General features: G+C 66.0%; 15 protein-coding genes. 10 read left to right on the forward strand and 5 right to left on the reverse strand.

Features of this window, described 5'->3' with window-relative positions; all coding sequences use genetic code 11:
* The first annotated feature begins 187 nt into the window (after window positions 1-187).
* On the forward strand, window positions 188-2227 hold the full coding sequence (locus tag BM019_RS27565) for an NADPH-dependent 2,4-dienoyl-CoA reductase (RefSeq protein WP_092421854.1): 2040 nt from the start codon (window positions 188-190) through the stop codon (window positions 2225-2227).
* Between the two features lie 207 nt (window positions 2228-2434).
* On the forward strand, window positions 2435-3370 hold the full coding sequence (locus tag BM019_RS27570) for a 1-aminocyclopropane-1-carboxylate deaminase/D-cysteine desulfhydrase (RefSeq protein WP_092421857.1): 936 nt from the start codon (window positions 2435-2437) through the stop codon (window positions 3368-3370).
* On the opposite strand, the gene BM019_RS27575 is transcribed toward BM019_RS27570, so the two are convergent.
* The 3 genes from BM019_RS27575 to BM019_RS27585 form a co-directional block, all read right to left on the reverse strand.
* Window positions 3367-3915: a cytochrome b gene (locus tag BM019_RS27575; RefSeq protein ID WP_009044643.1), complete on the reverse strand. Its 549-nt coding sequence runs from the start codon at window positions 3913-3915 to the stop codon at window positions 3367-3369. The genes BM019_RS27570 and BM019_RS27575 overlap by 4 nt on opposite strands.
* Window positions 3916-4086: 171 nt before the next feature.
* On the reverse strand, window positions 4087-4914 hold the full coding sequence (gene phnX / locus BM019_RS27580) for a phosphonoacetaldehyde hydrolase (protein WP_092421860.1): 828 nt from the start codon (window positions 4912-4914) through the stop codon (window positions 4087-4089).
* Between the two features lie 109 nt (window positions 4915-5023).
* A complete protein-coding gene (locus BM019_RS27585; protein WP_092421863.1) occupies window positions 5024-6133 on the reverse strand; it encodes a 2-aminoethylphosphonate--pyruvate transaminase in 1110 nt (369 codons plus the stop codon).
* Between the two features lie 128 nt (window positions 6134-6261).
* Between BM019_RS27585 and BM019_RS27590 the strand changes: the two genes are divergently transcribed.
* Both BM019_RS27590 and BM019_RS27595 read left to right on the forward strand, forming a co-directional pair.
* Window positions 6262-7125, forward strand: a complete 864-nt coding sequence (locus BM019_RS27590) for a LysR substrate-binding domain-containing protein (protein WP_092421866.1) — start codon at window positions 6262-6264, stop codon at window positions 7123-7125.
* Window positions 7126-7431: 306 nt separating this feature from the next.
* Window positions 7432-8136: a YebC/PmpR family DNA-binding transcriptional regulator gene (locus BM019_RS27595; RefSeq protein WP_007927175.1), complete on the forward strand. Its 705-nt coding sequence runs from the start codon at window positions 7432-7434 to the stop codon at window positions 8134-8136.
* An 85-nt stretch (window positions 8137-8221) separates the two neighbouring features.
* On the opposite strand, the gene BM019_RS27600 is transcribed toward BM019_RS27595, so the two are convergent.
* Both BM019_RS27600 and zapE read right to left on the reverse strand, forming a co-directional pair.
* Window positions 8222-9535, reverse strand: coding sequence for a leucine-rich repeat-containing protein kinase family protein (locus BM019_RS27600; RefSeq protein ID WP_092421869.1), 1314 nt, complete (start codon window positions 9533-9535; stop codon window positions 8222-8224).
* A 93-nt stretch (window positions 9536-9628) separates the two neighbouring features.
* Window positions 9629-10774: a cell division protein ZapE gene (gene zapE, locus BM019_RS27605; RefSeq protein ID WP_092421872.1), complete on the reverse strand. Its 1146-nt coding sequence runs from the start codon at window positions 10772-10774 to the stop codon at window positions 9629-9631.
* Between the two features lie 285 nt (window positions 10775-11059).
* Here zapE and BM019_RS27610 point away from each other — a divergent pair, with 285 nt between their 5' ends.
* From BM019_RS27610 to BM019_RS27635, 6 genes are all read left to right on the forward strand, one after another.
* Window positions 11060-11584, forward strand: coding sequence for a Csu type fimbrial protein (locus tag BM019_RS27610; RefSeq protein WP_092421875.1), 525 nt, complete (start codon window positions 11060-11062; stop codon window positions 11582-11584).
* Between the two features lie 92 nt (window positions 11585-11676).
* Complete coding sequence (locus BM019_RS27615; RefSeq protein ID WP_092421878.1) at window positions 11677-12216, forward strand: Csu type fimbrial protein; 540 nt, start codon at window positions 11677-11679, stop codon at window positions 12214-12216.
* A 20-nt stretch (window positions 12217-12236) separates the two neighbouring features.
* The gene (locus BM019_RS27620) at window positions 12237-12770 is read left to right on the forward strand and encodes a Csu type fimbrial protein (RefSeq protein WP_092421881.1); all 534 of its coding nucleotides are present in this window, start codon (window positions 12237-12239) and stop codon (window positions 12768-12770) included.
* 4 nt (window positions 12771-12774) lie between these two features.
* A complete protein-coding gene (locus tag BM019_RS27625; RefSeq protein WP_092421884.1) occupies window positions 12775-13275 on the forward strand; it encodes a Csu type fimbrial protein in 501 nt (166 codons plus the stop codon).
* A 27-nt stretch (window positions 13276-13302) separates the two neighbouring features.
* Window positions 13303-14094 carry a fimbrial biogenesis chaperone gene (locus tag BM019_RS27630; protein WP_092421887.1) on the forward strand — a complete coding sequence of 264 codons (792 nt, stop codon included), beginning with the start codon at window positions 13303-13305 and terminating at the stop codon, window positions 14092-14094.
* A 127-nt stretch (window positions 14095-14221) separates the two neighbouring features.
* A complete protein-coding gene (locus BM019_RS27635; protein WP_092421890.1) occupies window positions 14222-16579 on the forward strand; it encodes a fimbria/pilus outer membrane usher protein in 2358 nt (785 codons plus the stop codon).
* The last annotated feature ends 10 nt before the right edge of the window (window positions 16580-16589 follow it).

The raw sequence follows: 16589 nt of genomic DNA on the forward strand, positions 1-16589 counted from the left end.
CGGGATTCGCTGACTAGGGTAGGGCCCATGTCCGCGATTGCCAAGGCCGGGCTGCGCATTTGGATCAATAAGTTGTCAGTTACGGTCATTGAGCGCCTCGGGGGCTGCTCTTAGTCTGTCGAACATGACCGACGGAGGCCGCAGAGCTTCCGCATTTTTTCCGTGATTGTTCGATGTGGAGTTACCGATGGCCGCCGCTCACTACCCGCATTTGCTGGCCCCGCTGGACCTGGGCTTTACCACCCTGCGCAACCGTACCCTGATGGGTTCGATGCACACCGGCCTGGAAGAAAAAACCGGTGGTTTCGAGCGCATGGCCGCCTACTTCGCCGAGCGCGCCCGCGGCGGCGTTGGCCTGATGGTGACTGGCGGCATTGGCCCCAACGACGAAGGCGGCGTGTACTCCGGCGCGGCCAAGCTGACCACCGAGGAAGAGGCGCTCAAGCACCGCATCGTCACCCGCGCGGTCCACGAGGCGGGCGGCAAGATCTGCATGCAGATCCTCCACGCCGGACGTTATGCCTACAGCCCGAAGCAGGTGGCGCCGAGCGCGATCCAGGCGCCGATCAACCCGTTCAAGCCCAAGGAGCTGGACGAAGAAGGCATCGAGAAACAGATCCGCGACTTCGTCACCTGCTCGACCCTGGCGCAGCAGGCCGAGTACGACGGCGTCGAGATCATGGGCTCCGAAGGCTACTTCATTAACCAGTTCCTCGCCGCGCACACCAACCACCGGACCGACCGCTGGGGCGGCAGCTACGAAAACCGCATGCGCCTGCCGGTGGAAATCGTCCGCCGCGTGCGCGAAGCGGTAGGCCCGAACTTCATCATCATCTTCCGCCTGTCGATGCTCGACCTGGTGGAAGGCGGCAGTACCTGGGAAGAAATCGTGCAACTGGCCCAGGCCATCGAGCAGGCCGGCGCGACCCTGATCAACACCGGGATCGGCTGGCACGAAGCGCGGATCCCGACCATCGCCACCAAGGTGCCGCGTGCCGCCTTCAGCAAGGTCACGGCCAAGCTGCGCGGTTCGGTATCGATCCCGCTGATCACCACCAACCGCATCAACACTCCTGAAGTGGCCGAGCAGATCCTCGCCGAAGGCGACGCCGACATGGTCTCCATGGCGCGGCCGTTCCTCGCTGACCCGGAGTTCGTCAACAAGGCGGCCGCGGGGCGTGGCGACGAAATCAATACCTGCATCGGCTGCAACCAGGCCTGCCTGGACCACACCTTCGGTGGCAAGCTCACCAGCTGCCTGGTCAACCCGCGGGCCTGTCACGAGACCGAGCTCAACTATTTGCCGGTGCAGCAGATCAAGAAGATCGCCGTGGTCGGCGCCGGCCCTGCCGGGCTGTCCGCCGCGACCGTGGCGGCCGAGCGCGGCCACCAGGTGACGCTGTTCGATTCGGCCAGCGAAATCGGCGGCCAGTTCAATGTCGCCAAGCGCGTGCCGGGCAAGGAAGAGTTCTTCGAAACCCTGCGCTACTTCAAGCGCAAGCTGCAGACCACCCATGTCGAGCTGTGCCTGAACCGCCGGGTCGATGTCGAGCAACTGGTGGCCGGCGGCTATGACGAAATCATCCTGGCCACCGGTATCGCCCCGCGCACGCCAGCGATCCCGGGTGTCGACAACGCCAAGGTCCTGAGCTACCTGGACGTGCTCTTGCAGCGCAAGCCGGTGGGCCAGAAAGTGGCGGTGATCGGGGCCGGCGGCATCGGCTTCGACGTTTCCGAATTCCTCGTGCATCAGGGCGTGGCCACCAGCCAGGACCGTGAAGCGTTCTGGAAGGAGTGGGGCATCGACACGCACCTGGAGGCCCGTGGCGGCGTCGCCGGCATCAAGCCCGAGCGTCATGCCCCGGCGCGCCAGGTGTTCCTGTTGCAGCGCAAGACCTCCAAGGTCGGTGACGGCCTGGGCAAGACCACCGGCTGGATCCACCGCACCGGCCTGAAGAACAAGCAGGTGCAGATGCTCAACAGCGTCGAATACCTGAAGATCGACGACGCCGGCCTGCACATCCGCATCGGCGAGAGTGGCGAACCGCAGGTCTTGCCGGTGGACAACATCGTGATCTGCGCCGGCCAGGACCCGCTGCGTGAACTGCACGAAGGCCTGGTGGCCGCCGGGCAGAACGTGCACCTGATCGGTGGCGCCGATGTGGCCGCCGAGCTGGACGCCAAGCGCGCGATCAACCAGGGCTCGCGCCTGGCCGCCGAACTCTGATCCAGCGGTAATCAAGGCCACTGCGATTCCGGATCGCGGTGGCCTTGTTGCGTCCGCTGCGCGGCCGATCGCAGCCTGCGGCAGCGGCTACGAAGTAGGGGTGTAGCCGCTGGCGAAGCTTGCGATCGGGGTCGCAGGACCCGCTATCGGGGACTCCGCGGTTTTGCTGATAGACTCCCGCCTCACTCCTTCCAAACCTCCCCATCCATGGCGTTTCCTACTTCCTTCGACTGGCTGCCCAGCGCGCCCCTGCAACCCCTGGCCCTCGACTGGTTGTCCCGTGCCGGGGTGGAAGTGGCGGTCTTGCGCCTGGACCAGATCGACCCGCTGATCTCCGGCAACAAGTGGTTCAAGCTCGCCCCGCATCTGGCGGCGGCGAGCCAAGCCGGCGCTGAGGGCATCATCAGCCTGGGCGGCGCGCACTCCAATCACCTGCACGCGCTGGCGGCCGCCGGCAAACGTTTTGGTTTCGCCACCGTGGGGTTGCTGCGCGGCCATCCGCAGGACACGCCCACCGTGCTCGACCTGCAAGGCTTCGGCATGCAGCTGCACTGGCTCGGTTACGCCGGCTACCGGGCGCGGCATGAGCCGGGGTTCTGGCAGCCCTGGCAGGCGCAGTACCCCGGGCTGTTCCCGGTGGCGGAGGGCGGCGGTGGCTTGCTTGGGGCAACCGGCTGCATGCCGCTGGTGAAGCAGCTGCGCAGCCAGCTGGATGCCCTGGGTTGGGACGACTATCACGGCTGGTGGCTGGCCGCCGGCACCGGCACCACCCTGGCCGGGCTGGTGTTGGGGGAAGCCGGTGCCCACCCCGTGTATGGCGCCCTGGCGGTGCCGGACGATCATGGCGTCGCGCAACAGGTGGCGGCGATTGTGCGGGAGGCGGGGCTGCAGGCTGCGGGCTATGAACTGCTCGACAGCAGTCGTGGCGGTTTCGCCAAGGTCGACCCGCTGCTGCTGGAATTTATCGAGGAGAGCGAACGGCACAGCGGCATCCCCCTGGAGCCGCTGTACACCGGCAAGGCCTTGCTGGCCCTCAAGCAACAGGTCGAGGCCGGGCGGTTTGCCGCCGGCAGCCGCCTGGTCTTCGTCCATACCGGCGGCCTGCAGGGCCGCCGGGGTTTCGCCGCGCCGGCGCAGCCTTAGCCGCGCTTGGGCAGCATGCGTTGCAGGGTGTTGTCGCGCATAAAGTAGTGGTGATAAAGCCCGGCCACCGCATGCAGCCCGATCAGCCAGTAGCCGACGGTGCCCAGCAGCACGTGCCAGCCTTCGACCTGCTTGGCGAACTGTTTGTCTTCAGCTACCAGCAGCGGCAGGTCGATGCCGTAGAACATCACCTGATGGCCTTCGGCGCTGGTGATCAGCCAGCCGAGGATCGGCATGGCGATCATGAACAGGTACAGGGCCCAGTGCATCAGCTTGGCCAGGACCGTCTGCCAGCTCGGCGGTGTGGGCAGGATCTTCGGCGCCACCCCCAGGCTGCGGGCCAGCAGGCGCAGCCAGACCAGCACGAACACGGTCAGGCCGAGCATGAAATGCGCTTCCTTGATCAGCGTCCGGCCACCGCTGCCCTTGGGGAAAATGCCGCGCAGTTCGATGCAGGCGTATACCGCGATCAACAACACCAGCATCAGCCAATGCAATGCAATCGACACCGTACTGTAACGGCTGTCGGAGTTCTTCCAGGGCATAGATCCTTCCTCGTTCATCAGGTCAGTTGTCTCCGTTCTTAACGACGGAGTGCGGTAACTGTAATCCTGTTTCCGAGGCTCTGCCCGGGGCAAATGCGCGGTTTGAGCGGGTAGCGGAAAAAAAACGGCAGCCGCGGATCGGGCGGCCGTTGGGGGGAGGCAAGTGGCCGATCAGCTGCTTTGCGGCATCTCGCCGCTGGCCAGGCGCTGGTTGATGTCGACAATCACCCGCGGCAGGTCGCTGATGGTGTCGATCATGTAGTGCGGGCGCGAACCTTCGAACAACGCATGGATGCGCTGGCGCTCGCCGGCCAGGGTGTCGCTGCCCAGGGCGCGATAACCTTCGTAGGTCAGCCCCAGGGCGTTGCCGGAGCAGATCAGGGCCACGGTCCACATGCCGGCGCGCCGTCCTTCGAGAATGCCCGGCACGGTGTCGTCGATCTTTACGCAGGCGGCGACATCGTCGATCCCCAGGGCGATCACGTTGGCCAGGGCCTGGGCCGGCCATGGGCGGCCGTTCGGCACTTCATCGGTGGCTACCACATGGTCGGCGACGTAGCCATGGGTCGCGGCCAGTTCCACCACCTTGTCCATGACCTGCTTCGGGTAGCCGGAGCAGGAGCCGATCTTTATACCTTGCTGGCGCAGGCTGGCGATGGTCTCCAGGGCGCCGGGAATCAGCGCCGAATGTTCGGCGATCTTTTCGATCTGCAGCGGCATGAAGCGCTGGTAGATGGCGGTGACATCCTCATCGGTCGGGGTGCGGCCGAACACCTGGCGATAACGCTCGGCAACCTGCGGCAGGTCGCACAGGGTGCGGATATGGTCCCACTTGCCCATGCCCATCGGGCCGCGGGCTTCTTCGATGGAGACCTGCACATCGAACTCGGCGAAGGCTTCGACGAAGATCTGGGTCGGGGCGAAGGAGCCGAAGTCGACCACGGTGCCGGCCCAGTCGAGGATGGCGGCTTGCAGCTGGTTGGGGTTGTTGTAATGCATGTCTGGAAAACCCGTGTAGGAGCGAGCGTGCTCGCGAAAAAGTTGGGGGGCCGCGCCGTCTGTATCGCGAGCAAGCTCGCTCCTACAGGCCGTGTGGTGGTTGTAGCAATCAGATATCCAGCACTTGCATTTCCCGCAGCACGTCGGCGATGGCCTGGACCGCGGCGCGCATCCCGGCCGGGTCGACATGGCCGATGCAGCCGACGCGGAAAGTTTCGACCTGGGTCAGCTTGCCGGGGTAGAGGATGAAACCCTTGGCCTTGACCCGTTCGTAGAACTCCTGGAACTGGTAGCGCGGACCTTTCGGCGCGTGGAAGGTGACGATGATCGGCGCCTGGATCGCCGTCGGCAGGAAGCTGCGCAGGCCCAGTCGCGCCATGCCGTCGAGCAGCGCCTGGCAGTTGGCGGCATAGCGCTGGTGGCGCGCCGGCAGGCCGCCTTCTTCGTGGTATTGCAGCAGCGCTTCGTGCAGCGCCGCGACCACATGGGTCGGCGGCGTGAAGCGCCATTGCCCGGTCTTGAACATGTAGCCGTGCTGGTCGTGCAGGTCCATGGCCAGCGAGTGCGAGTTGCCGGCGGCCGCGGCCAGGGCTTCCTTGCGGGCGAAGACGAAGCCCATGCCGGGGACGCCTTCCAGGCATTTGCCGGACGCGGCGATCAGCGCGTCGAACGGCACGTGCCGGGCATCGATCGGCAGGGCGCCGAAGGAGCTCATGGCGTCGATGATCAGGCGCTTGCCATGCCCGGCCACGACCTGGGCGATCTCCGGCAGCGGGTTGAGGATGCCGGTGCTGGTTTCGCAGTGGATCAGTGCCACATGGGTGATGGCGACGTCGGCTCGCAGCAGGCGATCGACGTCGGCGGCGCTGGTCGGCTGGTCCTCGGCGGTTTCGAAGGTGCTGAAGTCGCGGCCCAGCACTTCGCAGATCTTCGCCAGGCGCTTGCCGTAGGCACCGTTGATCAGCACCAGCACCTTGCCGCCCCGTGGCACCAAAGTGCCGATGGCGGCTTCCACGGCGAAGGTGCCGCTGCCTTGCAGCGGTACGCAGTGGTGGCTGGCGGCGCCGTTGACGATGGCCAGCAGCTGTTGGCAGAGGCTGGCGGTCAGCTGGTTGAAACGCTCATCCCAGGAACCCCAGTCCACCAGCATCGCCTGGCGAGTGCGGGCCGAGGTGGTCAGGGGGCCGGGAGTGAGCAGGATGGGCGCGGCGGTACTCAATTCGGGTGTCCTCGCAGAAGCGCTGTGGGATGCGCTTGGGATAAAAACTACGGGGCCTAAATTGCAGTTTGGCTTGTTATCAATCAAATTGTTTGTCGTTATGCCAGCCATAAGTGAGGCCGATAGATATGAACCTGTTCCAACTGCGCGCATTCGATGCCGTGGCCCGTGAAGGCAGCTTCACCCGGGCCGCGGCGCGGCTGTTCATCAGCCAGCCGGCGGTCACCGGGCATATCAAGGCGCTGGAGGAGCACTACCAGATCACCCTGCTGCGGCGTACCGCGCGCCGGGTCGAGCTGACGGAAGAGGGCATCAGGCTGGCAGCGATCACCCGCGCCATGTTCGGCCTGGCCGAAGAGGCCCAGGCCATGCTCGAAGCCAACCGGCAACTGCTCACCGGGCGCCTGGAAGTGGCGGCGGACGGCCCGCACTTGGTGATGCCGATGCTCGCCAGCCTGCGCGAGCGCTATCCGGGGATTACCGTCAACCTGCGCCTGGGCAATGCCCAGGAAACCCTCGCGGCGTTGCTTTCGGAGCACGCCGATGTGGCGGTGCTGACCGAGGTCGAACCGCGCAAGGGCCTGTATCTGCAGAGCCTTGGCGAGTCGCGGATTTGCGCGCTGGTGCCGCAGGGCCATCCATGGCTGGCCGAACCCGAGGGCGTGCGGCTGGAGCGACTGGACCAGGTGATCATGGTCCTGCGCGAACCGGGCTCGATTACCCGCCGCACCTTCGACCAGGCCTGTGCCCAGGCCGGGGTCAACCCCAAGGTGCTGCTGGAGCTGGACAGCCGCGAGGCGGTGACCGAGGCGGTGGCGGCGCAGCTGGGGGTGGGCGTGGTGTCGTCGCTGGAACTGAGCCCCGACCCGCGGGTGCGGGCGGTGCCGATCATCGGCGAGGGGCTGTTGAACCGGCACATGCTCGGCTGCCTGGAGCGGCGCCGGGAGTTGCGCTTGATCCAGGCGTTTCTGCAGCTGGTGCCGACGAACTGACGCGCGGATTGCCCTGAACCTGTCGCCGCTGCCGCAGGCTGCGTTCGATCTGGGCGGCATTCCGACAACGCGGGCGCACGATCTTGAGACCACAGAAGGCCTTCGGCCTTATCGCAGCCTGCGGCAGCGGCTACAGGGGCATCCTGCTTTCGCGACCACTATTCAGGGAAGGTCGCCACGGGATCCGATGCGGGACAGGTGGTCGCGGATCTGACTTTTTGGTCGATTGGTGCCTTCAGGCCGTATAAACTTGCCCATCGCGTCGGCCACATCCAACTCGACGCCACAGATCAAAGAGAGTGAGTAATGGGCGCACAGTGGAAGGTTAAACACAAAGAAGCAGCAGCCAACGCCAAGGGCAAGATCTTCGGCAAGCTGGTCAAAGAGATCACCATTGCCGCCCGCAACGGCGCTGACGTCGCCACCAACGCACACCTGCGTCTGGTGGTGGAGCAGGCGAAAAAGGCCTCGATGCCCCGCGAGACCCTGGAGCGTGCAATCAAGAAAGGTTCGGGCCAGCTCGGCGAGACCGTGCAGTACCACCGCGTGACCTACGAAGGTTTCGCGCCGCACCAGGTACCGCTGATCGTCGAATGCGTGACGGACAACATCAACCGCACCGTGGCGGAAATCCGCGTGGCTTTCCGCAAGGGCCAGCTGGGCGCTTCGGGTTCGGTGTCCTGGGACTTCAACCATGTCGGCATGATCGAAGCCGCGCCGGACAGCCCGGACGCCGATCCGGAGCTGGCGGCCATCGAAGCCGGGGCCCAGGATTTCGAGCCGGGGGACGAGGGCGCGACCCTGTTCCTGACCGAGCCTGCCGACCTCGACGCGGTGCAGAAAGCCCTGCCCGAGCAAGGCTTCACCGTGCTCTCGGCCAAGCTCGGCTACCAGCCGAAGAACCCGGTCAGCGGCCTGTCCGACGAGCAGATGGCGGAAGTCGAAGCCTTCCTCGAAGGCCTGGACAACCATGACGACGTGCAGGACATGTTCGTCGGCCTGGCGGGTTGAGCCCGGCCCGGTGAATCGCGCTAGCTGAGTGATTCTTGCGCCAGCCGGCAAGCTCCAGCAGGAGCGAGTTGGCTGGCGATGCTCTTCAAATCCCCCGCAACACGTCCCCGACTTCGGCAAACCCCGGCCGCGCCAGCACCTGCGGCTGACAGCAGTCGTTGACCAGCGCCGCCAGGCGTTCATGCTGCCGCGGGCTCAGGCCCGACTCGATCCTTGCCAGCAACTCTTCCAGCAGAATGCCGAAGGCCCGTACTTCGATGCGTTGCAGGGCCCGGGTTTCCTCGGTGTCGGCCAGCGCATGGAAGGACGCCGCGCCAAAATCCCCCAGCAGGCATTCGCCCTGTGGGTTCCACAGAATGTTATGGCCGTACAGGTCGCCGTGGGTGATGCCCTGGTGGTGCAGGTGCGCGCCGACCGAAGCGATGCCGCGGGCCATGCGCAAGGCCGCGTCGGCGCTGAAGCGGGTGCGCTCGTCGTAGATGTCCCGGGTGCAGGAGGCCAGGCTCGGCAAGGCCGCCAGGTTGCGGTAGCTCGGCTCGATCAACTGCATCACCAGGCCGTTCTGCCCTTCGGGATGATCGCTGATCCGGCCTTCGACCCGGATCAGGTTCGGGTGTCGGCCGGCGCTGATGCAGGCGTTCATTTCATGCAGCGGCGAGCCGTCGCTGGTCATGCTGCCCTTGTACAGCTTGACCGCCACCTCGCTTGGCGCTTGCCCGGGGGGCTGCCAGCGGGCCTGGTGAATCACCCCGGAGGCGCCTTCGCCCAGGCGCTGCTGCAAATCCAACTCGGCCCAGGGAATCTGCGCCACCGACTCTAGCGCCGCTGCATCGGCCTCGGATTCCAGCGGGTTGGCGGCATAGGCCAGCCAGGTCAGGCGCGGCAGGCCAAGCAGGAAGGCCGGCAGTGCGCTGAGCCGGTTGGCGGCAATGCGGATCAGCTCCAACTGCTGGCATTGGCCGAGGCTCTGGGGCAACCGGGTCAGGCGGTTGCCAGAGAGCATCAGCTTTTGCAGGTGCGGGCGCTGGCCCAGCTCGTCCGGCAGTTCCTCGATGCGGTTGTCGGTGAGGATCAGCCAGCGCAACAGCGGCGGCAGGGCGGCGGCGGGCACCCGCGCGATGCGGTTGGCCTTGAAGCCGACCATGCTCAGTTGCGCGCACTGGCCGACACAGGCAGGCATCTCGGTGAAGAGGTTATCGGAGCAGAACAGCACCCGCAGGCGGGTCAGGCGGTGCAAGTCGTCCGGCAGGCTGCTCAGGGCATTGCCGCTGAGGTTGAGGACTTCCAGCGAGTCCGCCAGGTCGAAGATTTCCCGGGGGAATTCGCTCAGCCCGCAAGACAGGTCCAGACGCTTGAGGCCGGCCAATTGGCCGGCTCGCAGTTGGGCAAGGGTATCCATGAACAGGTTCGACACTCAGGCAGGAGGAGGGCGCGTGGCCCTGGAAATGGCCGCCATGATAGCGGCGTGGAGCGGTGGGTGGCGACCGCCGGTTCAGCCCGGCGGCGTATCCGCGCTGATTTCCTGCAGCTGGCCCAGGCGGCTGCGGGTGCGCGCCAGGTCGATGGCGTTACCGCCCAGGCTTTCGCGCAGGGAGCGTTCGCCGATCAGGGTCAGGTGCTTGTCCTGGTCGTACAGCACGTCGATCAGGTTGATAAAGCGTTGCTGCACGGCAATCGGGCATTCGCCCAGCTCGGGTAGCTCGTCGATGATCCAGTGGTCGAAACGCCGGCTCAGCTCCAGGTAGTCCATGACCGCGGTCGGCTGTTCGCAGAGGTCACTGAAGGCAAAACCCACGCTGTGTTGTTCGCACAACCGTACCTGGAGCTGGCGCGCGCCGACCATCAGCGCCGAGGTCGGGCCGTTGCGCCGCGGCAGGCCCAGGCTCAGGCGCTGCTGCTCGCTGCCGGGCCACAGGTAACGGCCCTGGGTGAACACCTGCTGCGAATGGCTGCGGGGCTGGCTGCGGTAGTCGTGGGGGCCGCCGACCTCCATCACCTGCATGCGGCTGGCGATCAGGTCGATCACTGGCTTGAAGCGCGCGTGGTAGAGCGGGTTGGGCAGCAAGCCCTGGGGCGCGTAGTTGGAGGTCACCAGCAGCAGGATGCCGCGCTGGAACAGGGCCTTGAACAGCCGCGTGATCAGCATCGCGTCGCCGATGTCGTGGACGTGGAACTCGTCGAAGCACAATACGCGGCAGTGGCTGAGCAGTTCGTCGAGGGTGGCCTCCAGGGCATCGGGCTGTTCGCGGTGACGGAACATGCCCTGGTGCAGTTGGGCGAAGAAATCGTGGAAGTGCAGGCGCTGTTTTTCCGCCAGCGGGATGGCGTGGAAGAAACCGTCCAGCAGCCAGCTCTTGCCCCGTCCCACCGCGCCATAAAGGTACAGGCTGCGGCCGGCGTTTGGCTTGGCGTCTGGCTGGAGCAGGGCGTTGGCCTGCTGGGCCATGTAGTCGATCACCCGCTGCTGGCTGTGGCTGAGGGTGTAGCCCTGGTCGTGGGCCTTGTGCCGGAAATACTCGTGAATCACTCGGCCGTGGCTGGTGCTGGCGGCGGGCCGGGCGAAGGCCTTGCCGAAGAACGCGCGCAGCCTGGGCCAGCGCGATGGGCGTAGCGAGCGGTTTGGCGGTAAAGCGGCCAATGGTGTCACCCCGATGGTTCCAGGCCAGCTCCCCCCCTGGAACCGGCGCGGTAATTTAACCAATCCCCGGCCCGGCATCCAGCGCTGTCTGAAGGCGCTGATTGGTTCTACGAAAAGTTCTGGTCGGTACAGTTTTTTGCCCGTGTCACTGTGTTCGCCCATGGTGCATCGGGCGCCCAGGGGGCTGTTTTATTGGCGGGCGGCTTGCCCCCGGCGCTGGCGATTTCCCCGGCGCTGATTAACCTGAGCTGTACCTACCGTTCCTCAAAAGGATTGAGGCGTTGAATGGCAAGCCGGTTTTTTGCAGTCATGAGCATGCTGCTCGCCGCGACAGCATCGGCCGTGGAACTCCAGGTGGAGGTCCGGGTCGACGTGCAGCGTGGCTGCCAGCTGGTGGGGCAGCAGCGCGACGCCGGCGTCGAGCAACTGGGCGTGCTGGATTTCGGCAGCAGCCCGCGTCTCGACAATCCCGCCGGCCCCCTCAGCGCGGCGTTGCTCGACACTCGCCTGCCCAGGCTCGAGTGCAACCCGGACACCCCTTATCAAGTGCGCGTCGATGGCGGGCAACACGGGGGCGTCGGCGAAGTGCGCTACCTGGCCGGCAGTGCCGAACACAGCAAGCCCATTCCCTATCGCCTGTACCAGGACGCGGCCCGGCGCATTCCGCTGACGGTGAATGTGCCGGTGAGCGGCCGGGTGCCGGATTCGGGTTCGGTGGACCTGCCGTTGTACGGGCGGATCGAACCGCTGGCCGAGATCCCGCGGGTCAGCCGTTATTCCGATCTGCTGAAAGTGACGGTCACCTGGTAGTGGCCGTGAAGGAGCCGTCCGGTGGATCCGGGCAGTACAGGGAGGTCGCCTCGCCGTGAGCGGTCAAGGGAGAGATCTGGGATGGATGCGGTATGACAAGTAGACGCCGGGCGCTGGCGGCCCTGGGTTCCCTGCTACTGCTGGCCGACCATGCGCAAGCGGCGATCAGCGAGCAGATACACGCGCGGCTGACCATTATCGCCGGCTGTGAAGTGACCAATGGCGCGACCCGCACGCCCGAGAATCCGGTCGACGACTTAGGCCTGCTGGATTTCGGCCAGCATGGCCCGACCTGGAGTGCGCCCCTGAGAGCCAATGTCAGCGGTAGCGGCAGCGGACGCCTGGAGGTGGCCTGCAACCCTTCGGTGACCGGCTTCACCGTGACCATCGACGGCGGCCGCAATGGCGACGGCAGCACCCGGCGCCTGAGCAATGGTCGCCAGACCATTGCCTATCGGCTGTTCCTCGATGCCTCCGGCAGCGACAGCTACAGCATCGGTCAGCAACGCAATTTCGCCGTTACCAGTGGGGCCCAGGTACCGATCCCGGTGTTTGGCTCGGTGGTCGCGAATAGCCGGGCGCTGCCGGCAGGGGTCTACACCGACACCCTGACGGTGACGCTGGATTGGTAAACCCAAAGAGGACGAATGTCATGCACATGCTTGTATCCCGGATCGCCTTGTCGCTGCTTGGACTGGCCATGTTTTCCGTGGCCCAGGCCGCGACGGTCACCGGCCAGATCACGTCCAGCCTGATTCTCACCAGCAGTTGCCAGGTCAATGGCGCGGGCGGCAGCAGCGGCCTGAACTTCGGCGCCCTGAACTTCGGCACCACCGACAGCCTGTTCACCCAGGCTACGGCCCAGGTACTCGGTGGCGGCGGCGGGGCCTTGTCGATCCTCTGTTCCAGCGGCACCAGCCCGGTGGTGACGGTCCGCGCGGGCACCCATGACGGCCAGTCCGCCGGCGGCACCCGGGCCCTGGCCGATGGCAGCGGCAACTTCGTGCCTTACGACTTGTACACCGACTCCGGGCACACGCAGCTCCTGGCCATCGACGATGCCATCAACCTGGCCACCAGCACCGGCGTGGCGCAGACCGTCAATATCTACGGCAAGGCGCTCGGCAAGGCTGGCCTGCCGGCGGGCACCTACACCGATACCGTCGCCGTCGAACTGACCTTCTGACGCCATGGCCCGTCACGCTTGCGCAGCGCTGGTACTGCTCGGTGCCAGCAGCCTGCCGCTGCCCCTGGCGGCGGTGACCAGCCAGAGCTTCCAGGTGAGCGCCACGGTGGTCGCCGGGTGCCTGGTGGTGGGTGGCGTGAGCAATTACGGCAACCTGAACTTCGGCAGCCAGTCGGCGTTGTCCACCAGCACGCTGCAGGTCGCCCTGGCGAACAGCGTGCAACTGCAATGCACGCCGGGGGTGACCCTGAACATGAGCGTCGACGGCGGCCAGCACAACAGCAGCGGACGGCACATGCAGCTCGATGGCGGCAGTGCGCGGGTGGCTTATCAGCTGTTTCGCGACGCCGCGTTCAGCCAGAGCCTGGGCATCGGCCAGAGCGTGGCGGTGGCCTATAGCGACGCGAACAACATCAGCCTGCCGATCTATGGCCAGGTGCAATTACCGGGTAATCAGCCTGGGGGGACGTACAGCGATGTGCTGCAGGTGCAGCTGTCGTGGTGATGGAGCAAGACCATAAGGAGTAGCGGTATGTATTCGACTTCCCGGCGGTTGCAGGTCGTTGCTTGTGCCGTGCTGGCCCTGGCGTTGCTGGGGGCGGTTCAGGCAAGGGCCGCCAGCTCGGTGCTGATCTGGCCGATCGACCCGGTGCTGGAGGCTGACCAGCAGGCCAGCGCGCTGTGGCTGGAAAACCGCGGCACGGAAACCGCGAACCTGCAGATCCGGGTCTTTGCCTGGAGCCAGAGCGGCTTCGAGGACCAGTACCAGAACCAGCGGGAGGTGATCGGCAGCCCGCCGGTGGCGAAGATCGCGCCCGGGCAGAGGCAACTGGTGCGCCTGACCCGGACCCGCGAAGTCCCGCCCGGCCAGGAGCTGGCCTACCGGATCATCATCGATGAAATCCCCTTGGCGCAGCCGCCGATTGCCGAAGGCGAGGGTAAGACGGCGGCGGCCATCCGTTTCCAGATGCGTTATTCGGTGCCGCTGTTCGCCTACGGTGCCGGGCTCTGGAGCAAGGAAGACAGCACTCGCCAACGTGATCCGAAAAGCGCCGGCGTGCCCGAGCTGAGCTGGCGCAAGGTAGCGGTGGATGGCCGCAATTACGTCGAGGTACGCAACCAGGGCGCGGTGCATGCGCGCCTGACCGACGTGGCGCTCAAGCAGGCGGGGCAGACCCGGCCGCTGGTGGAAGGGCTGCTGGGCTACGTGCTGCCGGGGGCAATCATGCGTTGGCCGGTGCCCGCCGCGCCAACCGCGGACGCGGCGTTGCAGGTGCGGGTCATTGGCGCGCCGCAGGTGCAGAACGTTGCGCCGGCCCGCTGAGGCCATCTACCGCTGCGGGCAGACAAGGGTGCGGGGCTGTCCGGCGATCGGTGATTCAGGCTGACCGGTAGCGGCAGTCACTGCTGGCCATGGAAGAAAGGTGTCCATCGATGGGCGTAACGCTTCAATGAACCTCGGCGCGGCTCGTCGTTTCTGGCGCCCGGGGTGGGCGGTGAGCGGGCTGTGTTGCTGGGTGTTCGCCTCCGGCAGCCCGGGTGGCGAACTGCCGCCGCCGCCCAGCGGCATGGAAGCGATCAGCGATGCCCAGTTGTTTCTGGAACTGGTGGTCAATCAGATGAATACCGGGCGAGTGATCGCCGTCGAGCAACGTGCCGGACGCCTGTTCGTACCGGCCCAGGCCCTGCGGGAAAGCGGGATGAAATTGCCCGACGGGCTCGACGCCCAGGTCGCCCTCGACAGCCTGCAAGGGCTGCACAGCGACTACGACAGCCAGGGCCAGCGGCTGTTGCTGGAGGTGCCGCCGGACTGGCTGCCGGAGCAATTGATCGGCAGCCGCCAGGCCTATCCACGAACCCCGGCGCTGAGCAGTTTCGGCGCCTTGCTCAATTACGATCTGTACCTCAACGACACCGACGATGCCGGCACCTACCTGGCGGCCTGGAACGAGGTGCGGCTGTTCGACGGCTGGGGCACCCTGTCCAATACCGGCCAGTACCGGCGGACCTTTTCCGGCCTGGGCGAGGGCACGCTGAACAACGGCTACCGGCGCTATGACACCACCTGGCGTTACTCCGACGACGAGCGTTTGCTGACCTACGAGGCCGGCGACCTGGTCAGCGGCGCCTTGCCCTGGAGCAACTCGGTGCGCTTGGGCGGTGTGCAACTGTCGCGCGATTTTGCCGTGCGCCCGGACCTGGTGACCTACCCCTTGCCACAGTTCGCGGGGGAGGCGGCGGTGCCGTCCTCGGTGGACCTGTTTATCAACGGCTACAAGTCCAGCAGCGCCGACCTGCAGCCGGGGCCCTACACCCTGACCAATATCCCGTTCATCAACGGTGCCGGCGAGGCCGTGGTGGTGACCACCGATGCCCTGGGGCGACAGGTGTCCACCACCGTGCCGTTCTATGTCACCAGCAGCCTGCTGCAAAAAGGCCTGAGCGATTTCTCGGTGGCCGCCGGGACCCTGCGCCGTGACTACACGCTGCGGGATTTCAGCTACGGCCCCGGCGTCACTTCCGGCAGCCTGCGCTACGGCCTGAGCGACAACCTGACCCTGGAAGGCCACGCCGAGGCGGCGCAGTCCCTGACCCTCGGCGGTTTCGGTGGCAACCTGCGCCTGGGCAACTTCGGCGTGCTCAACAGCGCCATCAGCCAGAGCCGCTTCGACGGCCAGGGCGGGCAGCAGGTCAGCCTCGGTTATCAGTACAGCAGCCAGCGCTACAGCCTGTCCTACCAGCGCATGCAGCGCCGCGATGGCTACGCCGACCTGACGGTGGTGGACAGCCCCTACGCCAGCCTCAGCCAGCGCAGTGAGCAACTGACCCTGAGCCTCAACCTCGAGCGCTACGGCAGCCTCGGTGTCGGTTATTTCGATGTGCGCGCCACGGACGACTCGCGCACCCGCCTGCTTAACCTGACCTGGAGCAAGCCGCTGTGGCGCAGCAGCAGTTTCTACCTGTCGGCCAACCGCGAGATCGGCGACAGCAACTGGGCGGTCCAGGCCCAACTGGTGATTCCGTTCGACCTCCACGGCAGCCTGAGCCTGAGCAGCGAGCGCAACAAGGACGGGCAGGACCGGCAGCGGGTCAACTACAGCCGGGCGGTGCCCAGCGAAGGGGGCGTCGGCTTCAATCTCGGTTATGCCCAGGGCGACGCGCCGGCCTACCGCCAGGCCGACCTGACCTGGCGTTTGCAGTCGGTGCAATTGCAGGCCGGGGTCTATGGTTCCAGCGAGGCCGAAACCCGCTGGGCCGATGCCAGCGGTTCGCTGGTGTGGATGGACCGCCAGGTGTTCGCCGCCAACCGCATCGACGACGCTTTCGTGGTGGTCAGCACCGACGGCTACCGGGATATTCCGGTGCGCTATGAAAACCAGCTGGTGGGACGCACCGATAAGAACGGCCATCTGCTGGTGCCCTGGAGCAGCGCCTATTACCGCGGCAAATACGAGATCGACCCGTTGAACCTGCCGGCCAACGTGCAGAGCCCGCTGGTCGAACAGCGGGTCGCGGTGCGTCGCGGCAGTGGCTATCTGGTGGCGTTCCCCTTGACCCGCATCGTCGCCGCCAGCGTGGTCCTGGTGGACGCCCGGCACCAGGAGCTGCCCCTGGGCAGCCTGGTGACTCACGAGCAGAGCGGCGCCCAGGCAGTGGTGGGCTGGGATGGCCTGGTGTACCTGGAAAACCTGGCGCCGAACAACAGCCTGCGGGTCAGCCTGGCCGACGGCAGCAGTTGCCAGGTGAGCTTTACCCTGGAGCCGGAGCAGGAACAGGTGCCGTTGATCGGGCCTTTGCTGTGCCAGTGAGGATTCATGA

It is taken from the genome of Pseudomonas sp. NFPP07, assembly GCF_900115645.1.
GTDB classification, from domain to species: domain Bacteria; phylum Pseudomonadota; class Gammaproteobacteria; order Pseudomonadales; family Pseudomonadaceae; genus Aquipseudomonas; species Aquipseudomonas chlororaphis.

Coding starts and splice junctions, on each gene's coding strand:
- BM019_RS27565 (WP_092421854.1), top strand. CDS start 188: ATGGCCGCCGCTCACTACCCGCATTTGCTGGCCCCGCTGGACCTGGGC.
- BM019_RS27570 (WP_092421857.1), top strand. CDS start 2,435: ATGGCGTTTCCTACTTCCTTCGACTGGCTGCCCAGCGCGCCCCTGCAA.
- BM019_RS27575 (WP_009044643.1), bottom strand. CDS start 3,915: ATGCCCTGGAAGAACTCCGACAGCCGTTACAGTACGGTGTCGATTGCA.
- phnX (WP_092421860.1), bottom strand. CDS start 4,914: ATGCATTACAACAACCCCAACCAGCTGCAAGCCGCCATCCTCGACTGG.
- BM019_RS27590 (WP_092421866.1), top strand. CDS start 6,262: ATGAACCTGTTCCAACTGCGCGCATTCGATGCCGTGGCCCGTGAAGGC.
- BM019_RS27595 (WP_007927175.1), top strand. CDS start 7,432: ATGGGCGCACAGTGGAAGGTTAAACACAAAGAAGCAGCAGCCAACGCC.
- BM019_RS27600 (WP_092421869.1), bottom strand. CDS start 9,535: ATGGATACCCTTGCCCAACTGCGAGCCGGCCAATTGGCCGGCCTCAAG.
- BM019_RS27610 (WP_092421875.1), top strand. CDS start 11,060: ATGGCAAGCCGGTTTTTTGCAGTCATGAGCATGCTGCTCGCCGCGACA.
- BM019_RS27615 (WP_092421878.1), top strand. CDS start 11,677: ATGACAAGTAGACGCCGGGCGCTGGCGGCCCTGGGTTCCCTGCTACTG.
- BM019_RS27620 (WP_092421881.1), top strand. CDS start 12,237: ATGCACATGCTTGTATCCCGGATCGCCTTGTCGCTGCTTGGACTGGCC.
- BM019_RS27625 (WP_092421884.1), top strand. CDS start 12,775: ATGGCCCGTCACGCTTGCGCAGCGCTGGTACTGCTCGGTGCCAGCAGC.
- BM019_RS27630 (WP_092421887.1), top strand. CDS start 13,303: ATGTATTCGACTTCCCGGCGGTTGCAGGTCGTTGCTTGTGCCGTGCTG.
- BM019_RS27635 (WP_092421890.1), top strand. CDS start 14,222: ATGAACCTCGGCGCGGCTCGTCGTTTCTGGCGCCCGGGGTGGGCGGTG.